Here is a 23,254-nt window from a genome sequence, read left to right as displayed (position 1 = left end):
CTGCGGCAATCGGTCTGCGGCAGGCGATCCGCCTCGCGCGCATGCCCTGCCCGTGGCCTACCGCGGCGGAGCCTCGCGCAGCGCCCCGTCTTCCTCCAGGTACAGCCCGCGCGTGGCCAGCTTGGCCTTGTGCTTGGCCAGCGCGGCAGCCGACGCGACCTGCTCGGGTTGTGTGTACTGCCCGCCACGTACCCGCACCGCGCCAATCGACAGCGTGGTAAAGCCAAAGAAGCGCATCATGCCGTCGCGGTCTTCCGCTTCGATGCCGCCGCGCGCCAGGGCCTCGGCATCGAACAGCGAACGTGCCTTGCCGTTGAAATCATCGATGATGCCGGCGCAGCGCGTAGCCCAGTCCTGGCTTTGGAACACCACCACGAAGTCATCGCCACCCACGTGGCCGACAAAATCGCGGCGCGCGTCGCAGTGCGCCACGAACACGCTGGCCACCAGCCGGATCATTTCATCGCCCTGCCAGTAGCCGTAGTGGTCGTTGAAAGGCTTGAAGTGATTGAGGTCGCCGTAGCAGGCGACAAAGTCGTTGCCACTCGCAAGCAATCGCGCAATGTGCTGGCTGATCGGAATGTTGCCGGGCAGGAAGGTCAGCGGGTTGGCATGGCGCGCGGCTTCGATGCGGATCTCGGTCACGGCGCGCACCAGCTGTTCGCCGGTGCTGACGCCCAGGTACTTCCCGCCTTCGGTAATGATGAAGCCTTCGGTCAGGTAGCGCTGGTCTTCCGACGTCAGCACCTGCGTCAGCGTGTCGATGCCGGTATACCGATCCAGTGTCAGCGGCGACATGTGGGCGAACAGCGTGCATGGCTTGCGGCCGTACAGCTCCTTGAAATACGGCTTGGCGTACTGGTCGAAGAACCGTTCGCGATTGAGCATGCCGACCGGTGCGCCGTCTTCCACGATGGCGATCGATTGCAGCGATTCGTCGGCCTGGAACATGACCGCCACGGTCTGGTGCGACGTGTCGGGCGACACGGCCGGCGCGCGCATCAGCATGCGTTCGACCCGAAAGTCCGAATGCACCGCCCGGCCCACTTCCGGCAGCACCGCGATCTCGGTGCTGTCCAGTTCGCGGCGGGCGTCGGCGTCGATCGCGCGCACCCCGAGCGGCGCGGGCCGCCCAAAGAAATAGCCCTGGCCATAGGCCACGCCCAGGTCGCGGATCACCCGCAGTTCCACGTCGGTCTCGATGCCTTCGACGATCACCGTCGTGCCCAGGCTGGCCGCCAGGCGGAGCAAGGCGTCCAGCATCTGCACCTTTTCGCCGTGGTCGCCAATGTCGCGCGCAAAGAATTTGTCGATCTTGACGATGTTGGGTTTGACCTCCGTCCACAGCCGCAAGCTGGAACAGCCATCGCCAAAATCATCCAGCGCGATCTGCACCCCGCACGCCCGCAGGCGAGCCACCGCAGCCAGCAGGGCAGGCATGTCGGCCACGCGATCGTGCTCGGTCAGCTCGAACACCAGCGATTCCGGCGACACCCGGATGCCCCGCAGCACCCGCAGCAGGTCGGGCACATCGTGCCGCGCGAGGGCTTCCACCAGCGCCGCGCCGCTGATGTTCACGAACAGCTTGCCTTTCATGGCCTGCCGCGACCAGGCCAGGATGCCGGCCCGCACACAGGCGATCTCCAGTTCGATCAGCAGGCCTTCCGCCCGCGCGGCCGCGAACATGGCGTCGGGCATCTGCAGCGGCGTGCCCGCCGGGCCGCGGATCAGAGCTTCATGGGCGGTGACGGCGCCGTCGGCCAGGCGCACGATGGGCTGGAACACCGGATGCAGGGCGTTATCTGCCAGCACGCGCGCCAGCGTCCAGGGCACATCCTCCACCGACTGCCAGTTCCCGGCAGGGGTCGCTCGAAGAGCAGTCATGGGTGCACGGCGGCGGGACGCGGGAGTGAAAGGTGCGGCAGTATCCGTCCGCAATGTGAAGGGCGCGTGACGGCCGCGCGGTGTGGCGCCCGCGGAACAGTCTCGTGGTTACACCCAGCCCAGCGCCGCGCTCAACGCCGACACGATGGCAATCCCGGCGGTTTCGGTCCGCAGCACGCGGTCGCCGAAACGCACGGGCAGCACGCCGTGGCGGGCGGCCAGGGCCATTTCTTCGGGTGACCATCCTCCTTCCGGACCAATCAGGAGTTCTAGGCCATTTGCCAGGTCGCCGGGGCGCTGGGTCGCGAGTATCGTGAGGCGGTTCTTGGCGTCGGGGTCGCAGATCAGGCGCAGCGGAGCGGAAGACGAGGCAGGAGAAGCGTTGCCGGGCGGATCGCCGGCGGCACCCACCGAGGCGCCAGCGGCAGCCGATGCAAAGTACTGCTCGGCCGTCAACGGCGCGAACACTCGCGGCACGCGGTTGCGGCCGGATTGTTCGCAGGCCGCCATGGCGATGCGGCGCCAGTGCACCAGCCGCTTGTCGAGCCGGTCGCCCGACAGGCGCAGCACCGACCGGGTCGCCGCGATAGGCTGAATGGCGTGGGCGCCGACTTCGACCGCCTTTTCGATCACCCAGTCCATCTTGTCGCCCGAGGCGATGCCCTGGACGAGGGTGATGCGGCCCGGCAGTTCGGCTTCGCGCGGGTCGTGATCCCCGAGCGCCGCCCAGCCGCCCTTGCCTTCGGCTTCCAGCCGCGCCGGGACCTGTCCCCCTGTCCATTGAACAGGATGACGTCTTCGCCGTCGCGCAGGCGCAGCACCCGGAACGCGTGGTGCGCGATGTCGGCGGGAAGCGGGACGCGGGTATGTGCAGCAAGCGGAAGATCAACGAAAAAACGTGGGAGAGACATGCTGGGCGGGGGTCGATGTAACAGATCAGTAACGGTCCGCAAGGCGCGATCGGTGCGAAGCTGACACGAATGTTAAACTCTAAAGCTTTGTAGCTGCGGGGTTTCCCGCCGGATAGAGCGCCTTTATGAGCAAGCAAGCTGCCCCTCATTCATCGATGGCCAACGCGATTCGCGCGCTGGCGATGGATGCCGTTCAACAGGCCAATTCGGGCCACCCCGGCGCGCCCATGGGCATGGCCGAGATCGCTCAGGCGCTGTGGAACAGGCACCTGCGCCACAATCCCGCCAATCCGGCGTGGGCGGACCGCGACCGCTTCGTGCTGTCGAACGGGCACGGCTCGATGCTCATTTATGCCTTGCTGCACCTGACCGGCTACGACCTGCCGATCAACGAGCTGCGCAATTTCCGGCAAATGCATTCCCGCACGCCCGGCCACCCCGAAGTCGGCATCACCCCCGGGGTCGAAACCACGACCGGTCCGCTGGGCCAGGGCGTTTCCAACGCCGTGGGCATGGCGCTGGCCGAAGCGCTGCTGGCCAACGAATTCAACCGCCCGGGCCTGCCCATCGTCGATCACTTCACGTACGCATTCGTGGGTGACGGTTGCCTGATGGAAGGCGTGTCGCACGAAGTGGCGTCGCTGGCAGGTACGCTCAAGCTGTCCAAGCTGGTGGTGCTGTATGACGCAAACGGCATCTCGATCGACGGGCATATCGAACCCTGGTTCGGCGACGACACCGCCAAACGTTTCGAAGCCTATGGCTGGAACGTGATCCGCGATGTCGACGGCCACGATGTGGACGCTGTCGACGCGGCCATTGCAGGCGCCAGGACGCAAGCCACGACCGCGAATGGCAAGCCCACCCTGATCGTCTGCAAGACGGTGATCGGCAAGGGCGCCCCGACCATGGCCGGCACGCACAACGTGCACGGCGCGCCGCTGGGCGACAAGGAAATTTCGGCCACGCGCACCGCGATCGACTGGCCGCATGCGCCGTTCGAGATTCCAGCCGACGTCTACGCCGCCTGGGACGCCAAGGAAGCCGGGCAGGCCGCCGAGTCGACCTGGAACAAGTGCTTTGCCGAGTACCGCACGCAATTCCCCGAGCTGGCCGCCGAGTTCGAGCGCCGCATGAAGGGTGACCTGCCTGCGGATTTTTCGGACACCCTGGCGCGCATCGTGGCCCAGACGGCCGACAAGCAGGAAACGCTGGCCAGCCGCAAGGCGTCGCAGCAGACGATCACGGCGCTGGTCGACGTCTTGCCGGAAATGCTGGGCGGATCGGCCGACCTGACCGGGTCGAACTTCACGGACTGGAAGGGCGTGGCGGCGGTGCGGCCAGGCGAGCAGGGCATCCAGTTCGGCCGCCACATCAACTACGGCGTCCGCGAATTCGGCATGAGCGCGATCATGAACGGGATCGCGCTGCACGGCGGCTACCTGCCGTTCGGCGGCACCTTCCTGACCTTTGCCGACTATTCGCGCAATGCGCTGCGGATGGCGGCGCTGATGAAACAGCGCGTGGTGTTCGTGTTCACGCACGATTCGATCGGCCTGGGCGAAGATGGCCCGACCCATCAATCGGTCGAGCACGCCGCCAGCCTGCGCCTGATCCCGAACCTGTCGGTATGGCGTCCGTGCGATACGACGGAAACGGCGGTGGCGTGGGGCGCGGCGGTCGAGCGTCCGGCCAGCATCGGCATGCAGGTGCGTGCCGGCGGCCCGACGGCGCTGCTCCTGTCGCGTCAGAACCTGCCGTTCGTCGAACGCGACCAGGACACCATCGAAGCCGTGGCGCGCGGCGGCTATGTGCTGCGTGACGCGCTGGGCGCGGCCGCGGTGATCATCGCGACCGGTTCCGAAGTGGGCCTGGCGCTGGCCGCGCAGGAAGCGCTGGCCGCCGAAGGCGTGCTGGTGCGCGTCGTGTCGATGCCGAGCACCGACGTGTTCGACCGGCAGGATGCCGAATGGCGCGAGAAGGTCCTGCCGAAGGGGCTGCCGCGCGTCGCGGTCGAAGCCGGCGTGACCGATTTCTGGCGCAAGTACGTGGGCCTGGAAGGCGAAGTGGTCGGCATCGACACCTTCGGTGAATCCGCCCCGGCAGGTGTCCTGTTCAAGCATTTCGGCTTCACCGCGGAACGTGTCGCGGCTGCGGTCAAGAAAGTGATTGGCTGAGAGTTGACGACTAGTACCCGAATATTCACATCACTACCTCGAGGAAACACACCATGACCATCCGTGTCGCGATCAATGGCTACGGCCGCATCGGCCGCAACGTCCTTCGTGCCCACTACGAAGGCGGCAAGAAGCATGACATCGAAATCGTTGCGATCAACGACCTGGGCGATCCCAAGACCAACGCCCACCTGACGCAGTACGACACGGCCCATGGCAAGTTCCCGGGCACGGTCACCGTCGACGGCGACTACATGGTCGTGAACGGCGACAAGATCCGCGTGCTGGCCAACCGCAACCCGGCCGAACTGCCGTGGGGCGAGCTGAACGTCGACGTCGTGATGGAATGCACGGGCTTCTTCACCACGAAGGAAAAGGCCAGCGCGCACATCAAGGGCGGCGCCAAGAAAGTCATCATCTCGGCCCCGGGCGGCAAGGATGTCGACGCAACGATCGTCTACGGCGTGAACCACAACGTCTTGAAGTCGACCGACACCGTCATTTCCAACGCATCGTGCACGACCAACTGCCTGGCGCCGCTGGTGCAGCCGCTGCACGCCAAGCTGGGCCTGGTGTCGGGCCTGATGACCACGATCCACTCGTACACCAACGACCAGGTCCTGACCGACGTCTATCACGAAGACCTGCGCCGCGCCCGTTCGGCCACCCACAGCATGATCCCGACCAAGACGGGCGCTGCCGCCGCCGTGGGCCTGGTGATGCCGGAACTGAACGGCAAGCTGGACGGCTTCGCCATCCGCGTCCCGACCATCAACGTGTCGCTGGTCGACCTGTCGTTCGTGGCCTCGCGCGACACGACCGTTGAAGAAGTCAACGCCATCATGAAGGAAGCCGCCGAAGGCGAACTGAAGGGCATCCTGGACTACAACACCGCGCCCCTGGTGTCGGTCGACTTCAACCACAACCCGGCCTCCAGCAGCTTCGACGCCACGCTGACCAAGGTCATCGGCAACCTGGTGAAGGTGTCGTCGTGGTATGACAACGAGTGGGGCTTCAGCAACCGCATGCTGGACACCACCATCGCCCTGACGTCGGCGAAGTAATCATGAGCAAGGTCCTCACGCTGTCGGGTCTGGCGTCGGAAGGCAAGCTGAAGGGCAAGCGCGTGTTCATTCGCGCCGACCTGAACGTGCCTCTTGGCGACCAGGGCCAGATCACGGAAGACACGCGCATCCGCGCGTCGGTGCCCGGCATCCGCCTGGCGCTGGACGCGGGCGCCGCCGTCATGGTGACCTCGCACCTTGGTCGTCCGACCGAAGGCACGCTGACCCCGGCGGATTCGCTGGGGGTGGTGGGCGAGCGCCTGTCCGAACTGCTGGGCAAGCCGGTCCGCCTGGCGACCGACTGGGTCGACGGCGTGGACGTCGCCCCGGGCGAAGTGGTTCTGCTCGAGAACTGCCGCGTCAACAAGGGTGAAAAGAAGAATGACGAAGCGCTGTCCAAGAAGCTGGCCGCGCTGTGCGACGTGTACGTGAACGATGCCTTCGGCACCGCCCACCGTGCCGAAGCCACCACCCACGGCATTGCCAAGTATGCCGCCGTGGCGTGCGCCGGTCCGCTGCTCGAAGCCGAACTGGACGCCCTGGGCCGTGCGCTGCTGGCGCCCAAGCGTCCTCTGGTCGCCATCGTGGCCGGTTCCAAGGTCTCGTCCAAGCTGACGATCCTGCGTGCGCTGGCCGACAAGGTCGACGCGCTGATCGTAGGCGGTGGCATCGCCAACACGTTCATGCTGGCCAAGGGCCTGCCGATCGGCAAGTCGCTGGCCGAGCCCGACCTGGTGGAAGAAGCCCGCGCGATCATCGACCTGATGCAGTCGCGTGGCGCTGCCGTGCCGATCCCGACCGACGTCGTCTGCGCCAAGAAGTTTGCCGCCGACGCGCCTGCCGAGACCAAGGCGGCTGCCGACGTGGCCGACGACGACATGATCCTGGACATCGGCCCGCAAACGGCCGCGGTCCTGGCGGATTCGCTCAAGGCGGCCGGCACCATCGTCTGGAACGGTCCGGTCGGCGTGTTCGAGTTCGACGCGTTCGAAAACGGCACGAAGACGCTGGCCCAGGCCATCGCCGCCTCGCCTGCCTTTTCGATCGCCGGGGGCGGCGACACGCTGGCTGCGATCGCCAAGTACGGCATTGCGGACCAGGTGGGATACATCTCGACCGGTGGCGGCGCTTTCCTGGAATTCCTGGAAGGCAAGACGCTCCCGGCCGTGGCGATCCTGCAGGAACGCGCCGCCTGAGCGGGGTGATCCAAGCAAAGATCCGCGTGCGCCAGACATCGTCTGGACTGCGGCGTTTGACGTAGTACCCGGGGCTTCGAGACGGCGTAAAGTGGTAGGCCGTTTCGGAGCCCTCTTTCGTAAATCGCTACCGAACGCAAAAACCCTGGCTACCGCCCGGGTTGTCGCGTATCTAGTTCGGGCGAGCGGCGATACGTCTGCGGAATATCGCCCACAGAATGCTTTACGGTCAGGCCCAGACGCCTGATCGCGACAACGATTTCGTGTTTTCGATCTGCTCAGGCATCACTCTCCAGGAGTTTCAAAAATGGCCCTAGTTTCCATGCGTCAACTGCTCGATCACGCGGCAGAAAACGGTTACGGCATTCCCGCCTTCAACGTGAACAACCTGGAACAGGTCCAGGCCATCATGGAAGCGGCGAACGAAACCGACAGCCCGGTCATCATGCAAGCCTCGGCAGGCGCCCGCAAGTACGCCGGCGAAGGCTTCCTGAAGGCCCTGATCGCCGCGGCAGTCGACACCTACCCGCACATTCCGGTGGTGATGCACCAGGACCACGGCCAGTCGCCCAAAGTGTGTGAAGGCGCCATCAACATGGGCTTTTCCAGCGTGATGATGGACGGCTCGCTCAAGGAAGACGGCAAGACCATCGCCGATTACGACTACAACCTTGACGTGACCAAGCGCGTCGTGGAAATGGCCCATGCCCGCGGCATTACCGTGGAAGGCGAACTGGGTTCGCTGGGCTCGCTCGAAACCATGATGGGCGACAAGGAAGACGGCCACGGCTTCGAAGGCACCCTGACCCGCGAACAGCTGCTGACCGACCCGGAACAAGCCGCCGACTTCGCCAAGCGCACCCAGATCGACGCGCTGGCGATCGCCATCGGCACCAGCCACGGCGCGTACAAGTTCTCGCGCAAGCCCACGGGCGACATCCTGGCGATCGACCGCATCAAGGAAATCCATCGCCGCCTGCCCAGCACCCACCTGGTCATGCACGGCAGCTCCAGTGTTCCGCAGGACCAGCTCGCGATCATCCGCGAGTTCGGCGGCAACATGAAGGAAACGTATGGCGTGCCGGTCGAAGAGATCCAGGAAGCCATCAAGCACGGCGTGCGCAAGATCAACATCGACACCGACATCCGTCTGGCCATGACCGCCGCGATCCGGAAGTTCTTTGCCGAGAACCCCGAAAAGTTCGACCCGCGCGAATACCTGAAGCCTGCTCGCGAAGCCGCCAAGATGATCTGCCTGCAGCGCTACCAGGAATTCGGCACCGCCGGCAACGCCAGCAAGATCAAGGCTGTGCCGCTGTCGGAAATCGCAACCCTGTACGCAACGGGTAAACTCCAGCAAGTCGTCGCGTAAGCGGCATCCATTCCGAACTTCAGGCAGATCCATGTCCGCACCGCTTTATCAGTCCACCATTCAATCCCTGCCGTTGCTTGCACGCGGCAAAGTGCGCGACATGTACGCGGTTGGCGACGACAAGTTGCTGATCGTGACGACCGACCGCCTGTCCGCGTTCGACGTCATCCTGGATGACCCGATCCCAGGCAAGGGCGAAGTGCTGAACTCGCTGACGGACTTCTGGTTCGACCGCCTCGGGACCATCATCCCCAACCACCTGACCGGCATCGCGCCCGAAACGGTGGTGACGGAACTGGAGCGCGAGCAGGTCACGGGCCGGGCCGTGGTGGTGAAGCGCCTCAAGCCGGTGCTGGTGGAAGCCGTGGTGCGGGGCTACCTGATCGGTTCGGGATGGAATGATTACCAGGCAACCGGTTCGGTCTGCGGCATCAAGCTGCCGGCCGGCCTGCAGCAAGCCGAAAAGCTGCCGTCGCCGATCTTTACGCCGGCGGCCAAGGCCGAACTGGGGTCGCACGATGAAAACGTCGATTTCGAGCACGTCGTGCGCGAAGTCGGCCCGCAACTGGCCGAGCAGATCCGTGAAGTGTCCTTGCGGATCTACCAGGTCGCGGCGGACTACGCCGCCCAGCGCGGCATCATCATTGCCGACACCAAGTTCGAGTTCGGCCTGGACGAAAACAACCAGCTGCACCTGATGGACGAAGTGCTGACCCCGGACTCGTCGCGTTTCTGGCCTGCCGATTCGTATGCGCCGGGCATGAGCCCGCCGTCGTTCGACAAGCAGTTCGTGCGCGACTGGCTCGAGACGCAGGACTGGGGCAAGACCGCCCCCGCCCCGCGCCTGCCGGCCGATGTGCTGCAAAAGACGTCGGACAAGTACAAGGAAGCCCGTGCGAGGTTGGTGGCTTGAAACGACGAATAAAACGGCTGATCGCGTGGATGGTGAGTCTGTAGCCCGCGGCGATCGGCAAACGAGATGTCAGCAGGATGTGAAAACGCCGGTTCATCATGAACCGGCGTTTTTTTGGGGCGGCGGCAGGGCAGGGCATGTCCACCGGCGCACCGTGTTCGCGGAAGCGCATGGATCTGCGCCTTGTCCCAGGGCCCGGTCCGTCGAACCGGGCCGGGTCCGTTGAGGCAGGCCCGGTCCGTTGGGCCTGGGCTAGTCCGTCGAGCCAGGCCTGATCCGTCGAGCCTCGCCTGCTCCGTCGGGTCCTGCCTGGCCACCCGGCCGTCTGCGTTCAGTTTTTCATTTCTTCGGCCAGCGTCTTCATCAGGTCCGCCGCAGCCATTTCCCGGGCCAGCGGGGCGCCTTGCCCGGCCCATTGCGCCGCGAACTCGTGGTTGTCCTGCTTGCCCGCCGCGGCATTGATCTGCTTGGCCGCATCGTAGGCCAGCGGATAGTCGGCCGGGGAGGGCTGCCGGCGGCTTCACCGAACTCGATGTAGCGATTGACCATGCCGCGCGCCGGCCGGCCCGACAGCACCGATGTCAGGCGCGTGGAATAGGCCCGGTCGCCGCTCAGGTTGGCGCGGTAGGCGGCATTGGCCGCCGATTCCGGGCACAGCACGAAGGCGGTGCCCAGCTGCGCCGCGGCCGCGCCCAGGTCCAGCGCCGCCTTGATGCCGCGGCCGTCCATGATGCCGCCCGCCGCCACCACGGGCAGACGGGTTTCCCGCAGTATCAGGCGCACCAGCACCCAGGTGGGCAGGGCTTCGTCGACGGCAGACGGGTTGAACATGCCACGGTGGCCGCCGGCCTCGATGCCTTGCGCCACGATGGCGTCGACGCCGGCCTGTTCGATCCGCCAAGCCTCATCCAGGTTCGTGGCGGTGGCCATGGTCACGATGCCGGCCTTGCGCAGGGCCTGGATCTGATCCGCTGAAGGCAAGCCGAAGTGAAAGCTGACTACGGCCGGACGGGCGGCGATCAGCATGTCGAACGCCGCGTCGTCGCCCAGGAAGCTTGGGTAGATTTCGTTCAGCTGGTCGGGCGCGGGAATGCCCGCCTCGGCAAACAGCGGCGCCAGGTGCGACAGCCAGGCAGCTTCGCGTTGGGCGTCGCGCTGCGCCGGCGCATGGCAGAACACATTGACGTTGAACGGGCGTTTGGTCAGCGCGCGCGTGGCCTTGATGGCCTCGCGCGCCTGTTCCACCGTGCTGGCGCCGATGCCCAGCGAGCCCATCCCGCCCGCGTTGGACACGGCGGCGGCCAGCTGCGGTGTCGACACCCCGGCCATGGGCGCCTGGATGATGGGAAGGGACAGGCCCAGGCGGGCCAGGAAAGGACGGGAAGCGGACACGGTAAGCTCCTGGCAGCCGGTGTAAGGGGCGGCAGAGGGTGGGGGGCAAAGGGCAAACTGCGGGGCAAGCAGCAAGCAGCAAGCGGCAAGCGGCAAGCGGCAAAGCGGAAAGCGGAAAGCGGAAAGCGGCAAGCGGCAAATAGCAAAGGGCAAGCCGAAAGCGGCAAAGAGCAAAGGGCAAGCCGAAAGCGGCAAAGGCAAGCGGCAAGCAGCAAGGGGCAGACCGCAGGCCGCAAACCGCAAACCGCAAACCGCAAACCGCAAACCGCAAACCGCAAACCGCAAACCGCAAACCGCAGAGACCCGACGGTAAAGGGCAGCGGCGCGTTGCCGCGCGCCGCCCAGGCTGCAGTCTAGAACAGCAATGTGGACAGTTTGCGGCGGTATTGTGAAACCAGTTCAGGCTGCGCTGACGCCATGCCGAACACCGCGATCAAGGTCTTGCGGCCGATCTCTTCCTGGAAGGTCCGGTCGCGGGCCACGATTTCCAGCAATTCGTCCATGGCCAGGGCCCAGGCGCGCCGGGCGATACGTTTGTTGGCCAGTTCCAGGCGGGCCTGCAGGTCGTTCGGGTTGGCCTCGATGCGGGTCAGGATCTCGTCTTCGTCCGGCAGGTCCTGGGCCTGGTCGACGGCGTTCAGCGCCGTTTCCATCGGTTCATAGCGCGGGTCGGCCTTGGCCTTGGGCGTCAGCAGCGCGAACTGCGCCTTGGCGTCTTCGGGGCGGCCGGTGGCGATCAGCACCTCGACATAATCGAAGCGGGCTTCATCATAGGTGGCGTCCAGCACCAGCGCGGCGCGCAGGTGTTTTTCGGCCGTTTCCATGTCGCCGGCCTGGGCGGCAGCCAATGCCTGCTGGTGTTCCTCTTCGTGCGGCAGGGGCAGGAAGCGGTCGATGAACGCGCGGATCTGGCCTTCGGGCTGCGCGCCGGTGAACTTGTCGACCGGGCGCTCGTTCACGATCGCGACGACCAGCGGAATGCTGCGTGCCTGGAAGTGGGCGGCCAGTTCGGGGTTCTCGTCCACGTTGACCTTGACCAGCTTGAAGCGGCCGGCGTAGTCGCGCTCGAGCTTTTCCAGCGTGGGGGTCAATGTGCGGCAGGGCCCGCACCACGGCGCCCAGAAGTCCACCAGGACAGGGACCTCCCGCGACGCGTGTATGACTTCACGTTCGAAATTGGCGAGTGTGACATCCATGGCAAGCATCCTATGTAGCGTTCGTTTAGGCGAATTTTCCTCTATGTGGGGCGTTTTGTGGCAGAGGCAACGGGGAAACCCGTGGAGCGCGGTAAAATCGCGGGTTCGATATACCGGTTGACGCACGAAGGACCTGAACAGACGCCAAGGTCCGGCCAGGCAACTTTAGCGGCTACAACGTGCGTCGCCGCCTCCGTTCACCATCGGGGTCCGATCCCCGGTTTACCATCGGGGTCTGATCCCCGGGATCCTTAGCCAATGTCCAGTCACGCTCCCGCACCGTCTTCTTCTCTTGCGCCCGTCACCGTCGGTATCGTGATGGGTTCGTCCAGCGATTGGGAGGTGATGCAGCATGCCGTGACCATCCTGACCGAATTCGGGATTCCGTTCGAAGCGCGCGTCGTGTCCGCCCACCGCATGCCGCTCGACATGGTCGACTACGGCGCGCAGGCGCCCCAGCGCGGCATGCGCGCAATCATTGCGGGCGCGGGGGCGCGGCCCACCTGCCTGGCATGGTGGCGGCGCTGACGTCGGTGCCCGTGTTTGGCGTACCGGTGCCGTCGCGCTACCTGCGGGGCGAAGATTCATTGCTCTCGATCGTGCAGATGCCCAAGGGCGTGCCCGTGGCGACGTTTGCCATTGGTGAAGCGGGCGCGGCCAACGCGGCGCTGCACGTGATCGCCAACTTGGCCACGACGGACGACGATCTGCGTGCCCGCCTGGACGCCTTCCGCGCCCGTCAGACCGAAGCCGCCCGCGCCATGGCGCTGCCGATCACGGGCCTGAACACTGGCACCGACACTGGCACTGGCACCGGCACTGGCACTGGCACTGGCACTGGCACTGGCATCGCAGCGGGCACCGGCGCCGCGCAAGGAAAGCAGCCATGACGCCGCCGCGCGCCGCGATTTTGCCGGGCCAGTGGCTGGGCATGTTAGGGGTGGCCAACTGGGCCGCATGTTCTGTCATGCCGCACAGGCCATGGGCTACCGTGTGGCCGTGCTGGACCCGGCGCAGGAAAGCCCGGCGGGGTCGGTGGCGGACCTGCACATCGTGGCGGATTACGACGACCGTGACGCGCTGGCTGAACTGGCCAATCTGTGCGCTGCCGTGACCACCGAATTCGAGAACGTGCCGGCCGCCAGCCTGGAATTCCTGGCGGCGACACGTCCGGTGGCCCCCGATGCCAAGGCCGTCGGCATTGCGCAGGATCGCATGGCCGAAAAGGCTTTCATTGCGTCGCAGGGCGTGCCGGTGGCCCCCTATGCCGAGATCCATACCGCCGCAGACCTGGACGCCGCCGCGGCATCGCTCTATCCGGCCATCCTGAAAAGCGCCCGGCTGGGCTACGACGGCAAGGGCCAGGCTCGGGTCAAGACGGCAGACGAAGCCAGGGCCGCGTTTGCATCCTTCGGCAACGTGCCCTGCGTCCTCGAAGCCATGCTGGCATTGAAGTACGAAATTTCCATTGTGGTGGCGCGCGGGTTCGACGGGCAGTCGGTCAGCTATCCGGCGTCAGAAAACGAACATCGCGACGGCATCCTGGCCGTGTCGACCGTGCCGTCGCCCAACGTGTCACCCGCTGTGGTGGCGCGCGCGACGGAAGCCGCCCGCACGATCGCGGCCGGCCTGGATTACCACGGCGTGCTGTGCGTCGAGTTCTTCGTACTGGAAGGCGATCGCCTGGTCGTGAACGAAATGGCGCCCCGGCCACACAACAGCGGGCACTTTTCGATCGACGCGTGCGTGGCAAGCCAGTTCGAGCAGCAGGTGCGGGCCATGGCGGGATTGCCGCTGGGGTCGACCGACGTGCTGGCGCCGTCGGTGATGCTGAATGTGCTGGGGGATGTCTGGTTCGCGGGGGCAGGCGCGAGCACGGGTGCAAATGCAAATGCGGGTGCAGGTGCAGGTGAGGGTGCGGACGCCAATGCAGCCGCTGCCGCCGCCGATGCGGCCGGTGCCGCCGCCAATGCATCAGGTGCCGCCGCTAATGCATCAGGTGTCGCCGCCAATACAGCCGCTGCCGCCGCCGACGCGGTCACCGAACCCGCCTGGGCCAAGGTGCTGGCGGTTCCGACGGCCAAGCTGCATCTGTACGGCAAGACCGACGCCCGCCGCGCCCGCAAGATGGGGCATATCACTTGTCTGGGCAACACCGCCGAAGAAGCGTCGGCGGCCGCGGCAAAGGTGGCTGGCGTGCTGGGCATCGCGTTTCCGTGAGTGTGGCCGTGCCACGCATTTCGCCCGCGTCACCCGAGGCCGTGGATCGCGCAGTGGCCCTGCTGCGCGCCGGCCAACTCGTGGCGTTTCCGACCGAGACGGTCTATGGCCTGGGCGCCGACGCGTCCAGTCCCGAAGCGGTCGCCCGGATTTTTGCCACCAAGGGCCGCCCGAACGATCATCCTGTGATCGTGCATGTGGCGCCGGGCAATGATCTGTCGGCATGGGCCGCCACGATCAGCGGCGACGCCCGCGCCCTGATCGACGCCTTCTGGCCCGGTCCGTTGACCTTGATCCTGCCTCGCGCGGCCGGTGTACCCGATGCGGTCACGGGCGGGCAGGACACGGTAGGCGTTCGCTGCCCGTCGCATCCGGTCGCCCAGGCATTGCTGTCGGCCTTCGGGGGCGGGGTGGCAGCGCCCTCCGCGAACCGCTTCGGCCGCGTCAGTCCGACCACCGCGCAACACGTGGCCGACGAGTTCGGACAGGAATTGAGCCTGGTGCTGGATGGCGGTCCGTGCGAGGTCGGCATTGAATCCACGATCGTTGACGTGACCGGCGATACGCCCGTCCTGCTGAGGCCCGGACACATCTCGATCGCCATGCTGGCCGACGCGCTGGGCAAGTCGGTGCTGACGCGCGCCGAGGTTGAGTTGCGCAGGGAGACCTACGCCCAAGCCGACGCTGAAGCCAGCAAGCAGGCCGGCACGCAAGCCGGCACGCAAGCCGGCACGAACGCCGGCACGAACGCTGGCACGAACGCCGGCACGAACGCCGGCACGCAAGCCGCGCGCGAGGTGCCCCGGGTGTCAGGCGCGCTGGCCGCCCATTACGCACCACGCACGCCGCTGGAACGCGTGCCGGCGGGCGCCCTGGACGTGCGCGCCCGTATGCTGGTGGCGTCTGGCCGTCGCGTGGGGGTCTGGTCTACCGTCAAGCCGGCGGCGGATGTGATGTGGGTCGGCGCGCCGCTGGACCCTGTCGCCTACGCGCAAGACCTGTATGCCACGCTGCGTTTCCTGGACACGCAAGGCTGCGACATCTTGCTGGTGGACGCGCTGCCCGACACCGATGCGTGGGCCGCCGTGAATGACCGTCTTGGGCGCGCCGTGGTGGGGTCGGGCAAAGGGTGAAGTTGTTGGCGGGGCGCTCAGACTGTCCGGCTGGGCCGCGCGGCCCACGGCAGGACAGTCAGACCTGCAGGCCGTGCCGTTTGGCCCAGGCGGCACCGCGGGCGACGGCGTTTCGTGCCCGCGCTACAGGACTCCACGCGACGTTCAAGTGATTACCGATCCCTAGCCGAAAGCCGCCTTTCGGCGGCTCTGGCGTCTCTGCCATCGGCCACGCAAGCCGATGGACCAAGCAGACAATCAATCCAGCTTGATGTTGCCCTTTTCGACCACGGTCGCCCAGCGCTTGCGTTCGCTGTTGAAGAAGGTGTCCAGCTCTTTCGGGTTCTGCACGACGACTTCGGCGCCTTGCTCCAGCAGCTTGGCCTTGATCTCCGGCGACGCAATCACGCGGGCCAGTTCGGCGGACAGGCGGGTGACGGCGGCGTCGGGCGTGCCGGCCGGGGCCATCACACCTTGCCAGGTGCCCGACTCGAAGCCGGTCATGCCTTGTTCGGCCAGAGTGGGGATGTCCGGCACGGCCGCCATGCGGTCACGCTTGGAAATGGCGATGGCCTTGAGCTTGCCCGACTTCACATAGGGCAGGGTGGCGAGCATGCCGTTCATGATGACTTGCGTCTGGCCGCCCATGGTGTCCGTCACGGCTTGCGAACCGCCCTTGTAGGGCACGTACAGCCACTTGGCCTTCGTCGCCTGTTCCACGGCCACGCCGGCCAGGTGCGGCGCACTGCCAATGGCGGTCACGGCAAAGCTGATCGGCTGCTTGCCGGCCAGCGCCACCAGTTCCGGCAGCGTGTTGGCGGGCACCGAGGGATTCACGGCCAGGATATGCGGCGAATAGGCCAGCATCGACACGCCGCGCAGGTCTTTGGACGGATCGAACGTCAATGTTTTGTAGACCGAGGGACTGATGGCCAGTGCGCCCACGTCGCACAGCAGGAAGGTATGCTGGTCGGTGGCCTGGGCGACTTGCGACGCGCCAAGGTTGCCGTTGGCGCCCGGGCGGTTGTCGACGATGACGGTTTGTTTGAGCGCGGTGCCAAGTTGCTGGCTGATCAGACGCGCGATGATGTCGGACGATCCGCCCGCAGGGTAGGGGACCACGATGCGGATGGGGCGGCTGGGCCAGTCGTCTGCCGCGTTGGCAGTGGCCGCGCCACCCAGGACGGCAAGTGTGGCGAGAGCAGACGTAAGCACGCGTTTGAGGAACATGACCAGAGTATCTCCGAGATGTGCGAATGCGTCGCGAACGATGCTGCATCCGATTTGTGATAAGTCATCATACAACACGGGAAATGTTGAGCTGGTCGTTGCTCATTAGGGAATTTCCCTTAAGCCAATCGTAAGATTGAACGTCGTACGCAGGGCGCACGTAGCTGGGGTGCATTAGCAACAACCCGTATGTGCAATACAGGCATTTAGTTGTACGATGACTTATCTCAACACGGGGCGGTGCTGTTGTAGCGGCGTCCATTCAAAGAAGGTGCGGTGCCATGCAAACGTCTCCCCAAGAACTCAAGTCCATCGTGTCCGAAGGCCTGCTGTCCTTCCCGATCACGGACTTCGACAAGAATGGCGAATTTCGCGAGTCGACGTATATCGAACGTCTGGAATGGCTTGCGCCTTATGGCGCCACGGCGCTGTTCGCGGCGGGCGGCACGGGTGAATTCTTCTCGCTGGCACCGGACGAATACTCCAAGGTGATCGACGCTGCCGTCAAGACGTGCGCCGGCAAGGTGCCGATCCTGGCCGGCGCCGGCGGCCCGACCCGTACGGCGATTGCGTACGCCAAGGAAGCCCAGCGCCTGGGCGCGCACGGCGTGCTGCTGATGCCGCATTACCTGACCGAAGCCAGCGAAGAAGGCATTTCCGACCACGTTGAACAGGTCTGCAAGGCGCTCGACATCGGCGTGATCTTCTATAACCGCGCCAACTCGCGCCTTGGCCCCGACGCGCTGGAACGCCTGGCCGACCGTTGCCCGAACCTGATCGGCTTCAAGGACGGCGTGGGTGACATCGAACACATGGTGAAGGTGCGCCGCCGCATGGGCGACCGCTTCTCGTATCTGGGCGGCCTGCCGACCGCCGAAGTCTACGCCGCGGCCTACAAGGCGCTGGGCGTGCCGGTGTATTCGTCGGCCGTGTTCAACTTCATCCCCAAAACCGCCATGGACTTCTACCGCGCGATTGCGGCTGAAGACCACGCCACGGTGGGCAAGCTGATCGATGACTTTTTCCTGCCCTACCTGGAAATCCGCAACCGCCGCGCCGGCTATGCCGTCAGCATCGTCAAGGCAGGCGCCCGCCTGGTTGGCCATGACGCCGGTCCGGTCCGCGCCCCGCTGACCGACCTGAACGACAGCGAACTGGCCGACCTGGATCGCCTGATCAAGAAGCTCGGCCCGCAGTAAAACGGCTGGGTGGAATGAAAAACGGCGTCCCTCGGGACGCCGTTTTTGTTCTGGCTCAGGACCCCGTCGCGACCGCGCGGCGCCGCGCGTACGCAAACCAGGCGGCGGTCTGGCCGTTGTTGGTGGCTTCCAGCAACAGCAACGGCTGCGCGGTGCCGGCGGCGTCGGCTATCCGGACGCCCACCCCTTGCATGGACTGGCCTGCCACATTGGACGCACAGCCGGAATCGCCACCAAAGCTGAGGTTCAAGACCGTGTAGTTCTTGTTGCCGGCGCCACTGGACAGGGCGCCGTTGATCGCGCACGGATCGGGCTTGGCAGGGACGGTCGATGTGGCGGTGATCCGGCCGCCGCCATCCAGGGTCACGACCAGGCGGGCGCCGCTGCTGTCCCGGCCTTCCCACGTGCCGGCGTAGTCGGACAGCGGGGCGGCGGTGTTGTACTGGCCATTGAAGTTGGTGGTGAACGTCAGGTTGTTCGGCAGGTTGCCATCGAAAGCGGATGCCGTGGTGACCGAGCCCGTTACGGTGCCCGAGGTGACGGTGCCGCTGGCGCCGCTTGCATAGGTCTTGCCTGTTCCTGTGAAGTTCTTGCCGGTCAGCGCCCCGGTGCCGCGGAACAGGCGGAAGGCGGTATTGGCGCTTTCGTCGTACGACAGGCCCCACACGTCATTCGTTGGCGTGACCAGCAGCGCAAAGGTGTAGCGGTCGCTGGTGGTGCCGGTCCACAGGCCCTGCGCGTCGCTGGTCGCGCCGTTGCCGCCCCCGCTGCCGTTGTTGTCGGAATCGACACCGAAGTAGCCGCCGTTGCAGGCGGCCAGCACCGCGGCGCTGAACAAGGCGATGAAAAGGGCAGGGCGGCGCATGGTGGACTCCAGGGGGGGTGATGCCAGTAGACAGGATGCGGGGGCCGCCGTTTACCAAGCCATGAAACGGCCGGACAAGAAGGAATAGGCAGACATTCGGCGTTGCGACATGATGCGTGTCCTGCGGCGGTCAGGCCGCGTCGTCGGCCCGCGCCGGCTGGGGCGTCAGGTCGAAATCCCCTGCGTGGAACACGAGCGGCATTGCCGGTGTGTGCCCGCAATGTTCGACTTCGCCCACAAAAATGCAATGGTCACCTTCGCGATACTGGCTGCGGTTGAAGCATTCGAACCAGGCGGTGCACCCATCGATCAGCGGTACGCCGTGGGCACCCGGGCGCCACGCCACGTCGGTGAACCGATCGGGGCCCTTGCGGGTCGCGAACCGTTTGGCCAGTTCGAGCTGATCGGCGGCCAGCACGTTGATCGCGTAGTGCTGGCACGTTTCCAGCGTGCGGAAGGAACTGGACGTGAGCGTCAGGCTCCACAACACCAGGGGCGGCGTCAATGACACGGAATTGAACGAACTGACGGTCAAACCCACAGGCTGGCCATCGGCGCCCACGGCGGTGACCAGCGTCACGCCGGTGGCGAAGCGTCCAAGGGCGGCGCGAAAGTCGGTGGAGTCGAAATCCGGTGGGGCAGCGGGCATCCAGGGCGACGTCAGGTTGGCTGAGAGACTTCGAGTTTAGCGCGTGCGGCGGCGGGCCGTGATTTCCCTGGCCAGGGCTTCGATCGTCAGCGGCGCGCTGCCTTCGGCCTTGTTGTTGGCGACGATCCAGACCGGCATGCCCGACTGGTGGGCGATGGCGGCGGCATCGGCCAGGGCGCTGCGGGTCTCGGGATCCGGCACGACCATCTTGTCGAAAGGCTTGAAGCGCGACTTGGCCGCTTCGTACCGCTGTCCGGCCAGCAGGTTCCATCGCACCACCAGCGGTCCCGGACCGGTCGCGGCCACGGCCTGCAGCTGGCGCGCGGCGGGCGGCATGCGGCTGTGGATGGCTACGCAATAGCGGGCGCCGCGCCGTGCCAGCATTTTCATCATGCGCGGCGTGACGACGTCGGCATCCCGAAATTCCACGGCATAGAAGGCCTGCCGGGCAGCGTCGGACGCGGGCAGCGGCGGCAGCGCCGCCAGGAAGGCTTCCAGGCGGTCGACCCAGCCCGCCGGGTCGGCCAGCAGGTCCATGGGCAGCGGCGAAAACTGGAACACCAGGGGTCCGGCCTTCGCACCCAGGCCGGCCAGGCAGGGTGTCACGAAGTGCTCGGTGGCAATCGACGCATCCAGAAAGCTGGGGTTGGGACCGGTGGGGGTGCCCTTGTCCTGGCGCAGGACGGCATCCGTCACCAGGTTCGGCGCCTTGACCACGAAGCGGAAACCCTCAGGCACCTGGCCGGCGTAGGTGGCGTACTGCGCTTCGGAGATCGGCGCGTAGAAGGTGCGGTCCAGGCTGACGCTGCGCAGCAAGGGATGCTTGCCATAGGCGCGCAGGCCTTCCCGCGACAGCAGCGTTTCGCTGGCGTCGTCGCCATAGACCAGCCCGCGCCACCCTGGAAACGCCCACGACGACGTGCCCAAATGGATGTCGGCGGGCAGGTCGGCGCCCAGCGCGCGAAGGTCGTCGGAATGCTCGGCCGGGGGCACCTGGGCCACGGCGCCGCGCGCCCGGCGTTTCTTGGCGGGCACGGCTGCTGCGTCTGCGTCGGCAGGGGTTGTCTGCGCATCAGGCGCATCCAGCTCGAAAAAGGACGTCTGATTCATAACATCGGGCTTATGTATGACACATAACTTCCAGCTTATGTATTCGGGCGCGGGAATCGCAGGCGTATCCCGCCCGGGGCACGCCGCCCTGTTCAGGCGCTAGCGAACGTCGTGCCGCATGCTGGCCGGCAAACGAAGCCGGTGGCCGTCGGTGCAGGCTTCAGGGAGACAGCCGCGCAAGACGCCACGCATCGCCGCCGCTTTCGGCATCTCGGACATACGCCAGACGGTCATGCAGACGCGACGGGCGGCCCTGCCAGAATTCGAATCGGTCGGGCACCACGCGGTAGCCGCCCCAATGCGGCGGCCGTGGGGGATCGTCGCCCAGGCGCGCGCGAAATTCGGCTTCGCGTTCGCGCAGCCATTCGCGGCGCGGGATTTCGGTGCTTTGGTCGGACGCCCATGCGCCGATGCGCGACGCCAGCGGACGGCTTTTGAAGTAGGCATCCGACTGGGCGTCGGACACCTTTTCGACCTTCCCTTCGATCCGGATCTGCCGTTCATGCGGCGCCCAGAAGAACAGCAGGCTGGCCCACGGGTGGCCCTCCAGCTGATGGCCCTTGCTGGAGTGATAATTCGTATAGAACACGAAGCCGCGTTCGTCATAGTCCTTCAACAACACGATCCGCGCGGCGGGCCGGCCGTCGTCTTTGACGGTGGCCAGGGTCATGGCGTTGGGATCGAGCAGGTTGTCCTGCAGCGCCTGTTCGAACCACGCGGTGAACTGGTCGACCGGTGAAGGAAGCGCGTCCGCCTCATGCAGCGCGCCTTGTTGGTAGGTCTTGCGAAGGTCGGCTAGCGACATGCTGAAATTCCGGTAAATAAGATAAGTGTGCGCCTCGCCAGCAACTATAGCGCTGCGTGCGGGTCATGCTGCAGCTGCTGGACGATGTGTTCCAGCCGCCGGTCGCGAATGCCGCAGTCGCGCAAGGCCTGGGCGGTGTCCATGACGTAGTCCATGCAAGGGCCGTAACGGCCACGTGCCCGGCGCACAATGTCGAGCAAATGCTGTTCCTGCAGTTCGCCGGTGTAGCCGCTGGCCTGCCGGTTGATGACGAAGGCCAGTGCCTTGATGTCGCCGTCGGGGGTGCTGCAGGTCAGCCAACGCGGCAGGTAGGAGTCCATCAGCATTTCACGTTGCCACAGGTCGTGAAAGACAGGGCGAAGCGCGTCTTCGGGCACCTGCAGGATGACGCCTCGGCAATTGCCACCGCGGTCCAGCCCGAAGACCAGGCCAGGGTCGTCAGGGGATCCGCGATTGATGCGCGACCACAGGCACAAGGACCGGTGATACCCGCGCACCCGCGCCATCCGGCGGCCGGCGGGTTCGAAGCCGGGCCGCCAGATCAGCGACCCGTACCCGAATACCCATACGTCGCCTGGGGGCCGTTGCGCCAGGGCGCGGTCCATCGAGGCGAGCAGCTGGCCGGGGTCTAGTCGTGCGGAGGAACTTTGATCGGGCAAGGCGACGTCCTTGGCGGTCCGTTGAAGATGCCACCCAGCAGCAGGCCGGTCGCCATCGTCCAGAAGGGCAGGCCGACGCCGGCGACCGCGCCCAGCGCGCCGCAGGTCAGGGGCAGCGCGAACTGTCCCCCGTTGATCAACGCCATGCGCAGGCCCAGGGCTTCAGCCGCGCGGCCCAGCGGTGCGTGGGTATGCAGCAGGCTCAGCAGACTGGGCTGGCAACTCCCCAGCGCCAGGCCCAGCAGAAAGGCCAGGCCGATCAGCACCGGCACCTGGGTGAACATGGGGAACAGCAGGTAGACCGTGCCAGCCGACAACATGGCCGTGCGCAGCAGCTGCCACGGCGTCAGCGCGCGCTGTATCCATGGGAGCAGCATGCGCACCACGAACGTGGCCGCCGCAAAGGTGGCCAGGATGACGCCGATGGTGGTCGCCGACAGCCCGATGCTGTTGCCGAAGATCGGCATCATGAACGCGTTGACGTCCCAGGCGCCAGACAGCAGCAGGGTAGCGACCAGAATCTTGCGCATGACCGGCATCGCAAGCAGGTCGCTCAGCTGCGCGTTTTCCTGCCGGGCGACCAGGTTGAGCGTACGCGGCAGCAGTCGCCGATAGTGGATCAATGCAAGCAATGCGGCCAGCGGCGCGAGGGTCAGGATGCCGAACGACCACCGGTAGCCCAGATGGTCGATCGCCAGGCCCGCTACCAGGGGGCCGCTGAAGCCGGATATCGACATCGAGATGGACAGCCGCGCAAAGTTCACGATGCGCCGATCGGGCGGCATGTTGGCGCCCATCAGGTTCTGCGCGGCAATGATGTACAGCATGCAGCCGATGCCTACCGTGCAGCTCGACAGGAACAGGACTTCGGTGCGGGTGATGGCAAAGGGAAGGGCGCTGCCAAAGATCAGCAGCAGGGTGCCGACCCGCATGGGGCGACGCACGCCGATGCGGTCCACCCAGCGCCCGGTATGCACCGACAGCAGCATGGGCAGCAGCGCGAACAGCGCCATCAGCACGCCCACCGTGAAGCTCGACGCGCCCTGGCTGAGCGAACCCAGCGCGACGGTGACCCGCCCGCCGGTCAATGCAAAGTGGTTGAGAATCGCCAGGCCGCAAAAGACGTACACGCCGCGGTTGGAGAGTGTGGAGTGGGGCGCAGTCTCGTGCGCGGTGCCTGCGGGCACCTGTCGTTGTGAACCGTCTTCGGCCAAAGCGTGGGAACCGATCCTGAAGTTTGCCGTAAGGTCGCGGACGGCCTGCCCGGGTCAATGCCGGGTGCGAGCGCCGCGATTGAGCA

Annotated in this window: 16 protein-coding genes and 4 pseudogenes; 9 read left to right on the top strand and 11 right to left on the bottom strand. The window is 65.9% G+C overall.

Annotated features, from left to right (window positions below):
* Positions 1-57: 57 nt before the first annotated feature.
* Positions 58-1,884: an EAL domain-containing protein gene (locus ACNANG_RS08570; protein WP_420226841.1), complete on the bottom strand. Its 1,827-nt coding sequence runs from the start codon at positions 1,882-1,884 to the stop codon at positions 58-60.
* 108 nt (positions 1,885-1,992) lie between these two features.
* Positions 1,993-2,795, bottom strand: a pseudogene (locus tag ACNANG_RS08565) (16S rRNA (uracil(1498)-N(3))-methyltransferase).
* 125 nt (positions 2,796-2,920) lie between these two features.
* Here ACNANG_RS08565 and tkt point away from each other — a divergent pair.
* From tkt to ACNANG_RS08540, 5 genes are all read left to right on the top strand, one after another.
* Positions 2,921-4,972 carry a transketolase gene (gene tkt, locus ACNANG_RS08560; protein WP_420226840.1) on the top strand — a complete coding sequence of 684 codons (2,052 nt, stop codon included), beginning with the start codon at positions 2,921-2,923 and terminating at the stop codon, positions 4,970-4,972.
* Between the two features lie 53 nt (positions 4,973-5,025).
* Entirely contained in the window at positions 5,026-6,036 is a 1,011-nt protein-coding gene (gap, locus tag ACNANG_RS08555) for a type I glyceraldehyde-3-phosphate dehydrogenase (RefSeq protein ID WP_179589039.1), read from the top strand.
* Positions 6,037-6,038: 2 nt separating this feature from the next.
* Positions 6,039-7,232, top strand: a complete 1,194-nt coding sequence (locus tag ACNANG_RS08550) for a phosphoglycerate kinase (RefSeq protein WP_420226839.1) — start codon at positions 6,039-6,041, stop codon at positions 7,230-7,232.
* A gap of 307 nt (positions 7,233-7,539) precedes the next feature.
* Positions 7,540-8,604, top strand: coding sequence for a class II fructose-bisphosphate aldolase (gene fba / locus ACNANG_RS08545; protein WP_420226838.1), 1,065 nt, complete (start codon positions 7,540-7,542; stop codon positions 8,602-8,604).
* A gap of 31 nt (positions 8,605-8,635) precedes the next feature.
* On the top strand, positions 8,636-9,517 hold the full coding sequence (locus ACNANG_RS08540) for a phosphoribosylaminoimidazolesuccinocarboxamide synthase (protein WP_420226837.1): 882 nt from the start codon (positions 8,636-8,638) through the stop codon (positions 9,515-9,517).
* Between the two features lie 331 nt (positions 9,518-9,848).
* On the opposite strand, the pseudogene ACNANG_RS08535 reads toward ACNANG_RS08540, so the two are convergent.
* Both ACNANG_RS08535 and trxA read right to left on the bottom strand, forming a co-directional pair.
* Positions 9,849-10,846, bottom strand: a pseudogene (locus ACNANG_RS08535) (NAD(P)H-dependent flavin oxidoreductase).
* Between the two features lie 416 nt (positions 10,847-11,262).
* A complete protein-coding gene (gene trxA, locus ACNANG_RS08530) occupies positions 11,263-12,105 on the bottom strand; it encodes a thioredoxin (RefSeq protein WP_420226836.1) in 843 nt (280 codons plus the stop codon).
* Between the two features lie 258 nt (positions 12,106-12,363).
* On the opposite strand from trxA, the pseudogene purE reads away from it, so the two are divergent.
* From purE to ACNANG_RS08515, 3 genes and pseudogenes are all read left to right on the top strand, one after another.
* Positions 12,364-12,878, top strand: a pseudogene (gene purE, locus ACNANG_RS08525) (5-(carboxyamino)imidazole ribonucleotide mutase); the annotation flags it as partial.
* A 113-nt stretch (positions 12,879-12,991) separates the two neighbouring features.
* A pseudogene (locus tag ACNANG_RS08520) lies at positions 12,992-14,325 on the top strand (5-(carboxyamino)imidazole ribonucleotide synthase).
* Positions 14,322-15,458, top strand: a complete 1,137-nt coding sequence (locus ACNANG_RS08515; RefSeq protein WP_420226835.1) for an L-threonylcarbamoyladenylate synthase — start codon at positions 14,322-14,324, stop codon at positions 15,456-15,458. The pseudogene ACNANG_RS08520 and the gene ACNANG_RS08515 overlap by 4 nt, the downstream one beginning before the upstream one ends.
* A gap of 237 nt (positions 15,459-15,695) precedes the next feature.
* Here the strand turns inward: ACNANG_RS08515 and ACNANG_RS08510 are convergent, their stop codons facing one another.
* The gene (locus tag ACNANG_RS08510; RefSeq protein ID WP_420226834.1) at positions 15,696-16,667 is read right to left on the bottom strand and encodes a Bug family tripartite tricarboxylate transporter substrate binding protein; all 972 of its coding nucleotides are present in this window, start codon (positions 16,665-16,667) and stop codon (positions 15,696-15,698) included.
* 281 nt (positions 16,668-16,948) lie between these two features.
* Here ACNANG_RS08510 and kdgD point away from each other — a divergent pair, with 281 nt between their 5' ends.
* Entirely contained in the window at positions 16,949-17,866 is a 918-nt protein-coding gene (gene kdgD, locus ACNANG_RS08505) for a 5-dehydro-4-deoxyglucarate dehydratase (RefSeq protein WP_420226833.1), read from the top strand.
* A gap of 55 nt (positions 17,867-17,921) precedes the next feature.
* Here kdgD and ACNANG_RS08500 read toward each other — a convergent pair whose 3' ends face one another.
* The 6 genes from ACNANG_RS08500 to ACNANG_RS08475 form a co-directional block, all read right to left on the bottom strand.
* The gene (locus ACNANG_RS08500) at positions 17,922-18,731 is read right to left on the bottom strand and encodes a hypothetical protein (protein ID WP_420226832.1); all 810 of its coding nucleotides are present in this window, start codon (positions 18,729-18,731) and stop codon (positions 17,922-17,924) included.
* 130 nt (positions 18,732-18,861) lie between these two features.
* Positions 18,862-19,380, bottom strand: coding sequence for a flavin reductase family protein (locus ACNANG_RS08495; RefSeq protein WP_420226831.1), 519 nt, complete (start codon positions 19,378-19,380; stop codon positions 18,862-18,864).
* A gap of 36 nt (positions 19,381-19,416) precedes the next feature.
* The gene (locus ACNANG_RS08490; protein ID WP_420226830.1) at positions 19,417-20,490 is read right to left on the bottom strand and encodes a DUF72 domain-containing protein; all 1,074 of its coding nucleotides are present in this window, start codon (positions 20,488-20,490) and stop codon (positions 19,417-19,419) included.
* Between the two features lie 160 nt (positions 20,491-20,650).
* Complete coding sequence (gene pdxH / locus ACNANG_RS08485; protein ID WP_420226829.1) at positions 20,651-21,295, bottom strand: pyridoxamine 5'-phosphate oxidase; 645 nt, start codon at positions 21,293-21,295, stop codon at positions 20,651-20,653.
* Positions 21,296-21,339: 44 nt separating this feature from the next.
* Positions 21,340-21,954, bottom strand: a complete 615-nt coding sequence (locus ACNANG_RS08480; protein WP_420226828.1) for a gamma-glutamylcyclotransferase — start codon at positions 21,952-21,954, stop codon at positions 21,340-21,342.
* A complete protein-coding gene (locus tag ACNANG_RS08475; protein WP_420226827.1) occupies positions 21,924-23,141 on the bottom strand; it encodes an MFS transporter in 1,218 nt (405 codons plus the stop codon). The genes ACNANG_RS08480 and ACNANG_RS08475 overlap by 31 nt, the downstream gene beginning before the upstream one ends.
* Between the last annotated feature and the right edge of the window lie 113 nt (positions 23,142-23,254).

The organism is Pigmentiphaga litoralis, assembly GCF_048632615.1.
Lineage (GTDB): Bacteria > Pseudomonadota > Gammaproteobacteria > Burkholderiales > Burkholderiaceae_B > Pigmentiphaga > Pigmentiphaga litoralis_B.
This window is presented reverse-complemented; position numbering and strand designations above follow the sequence as displayed.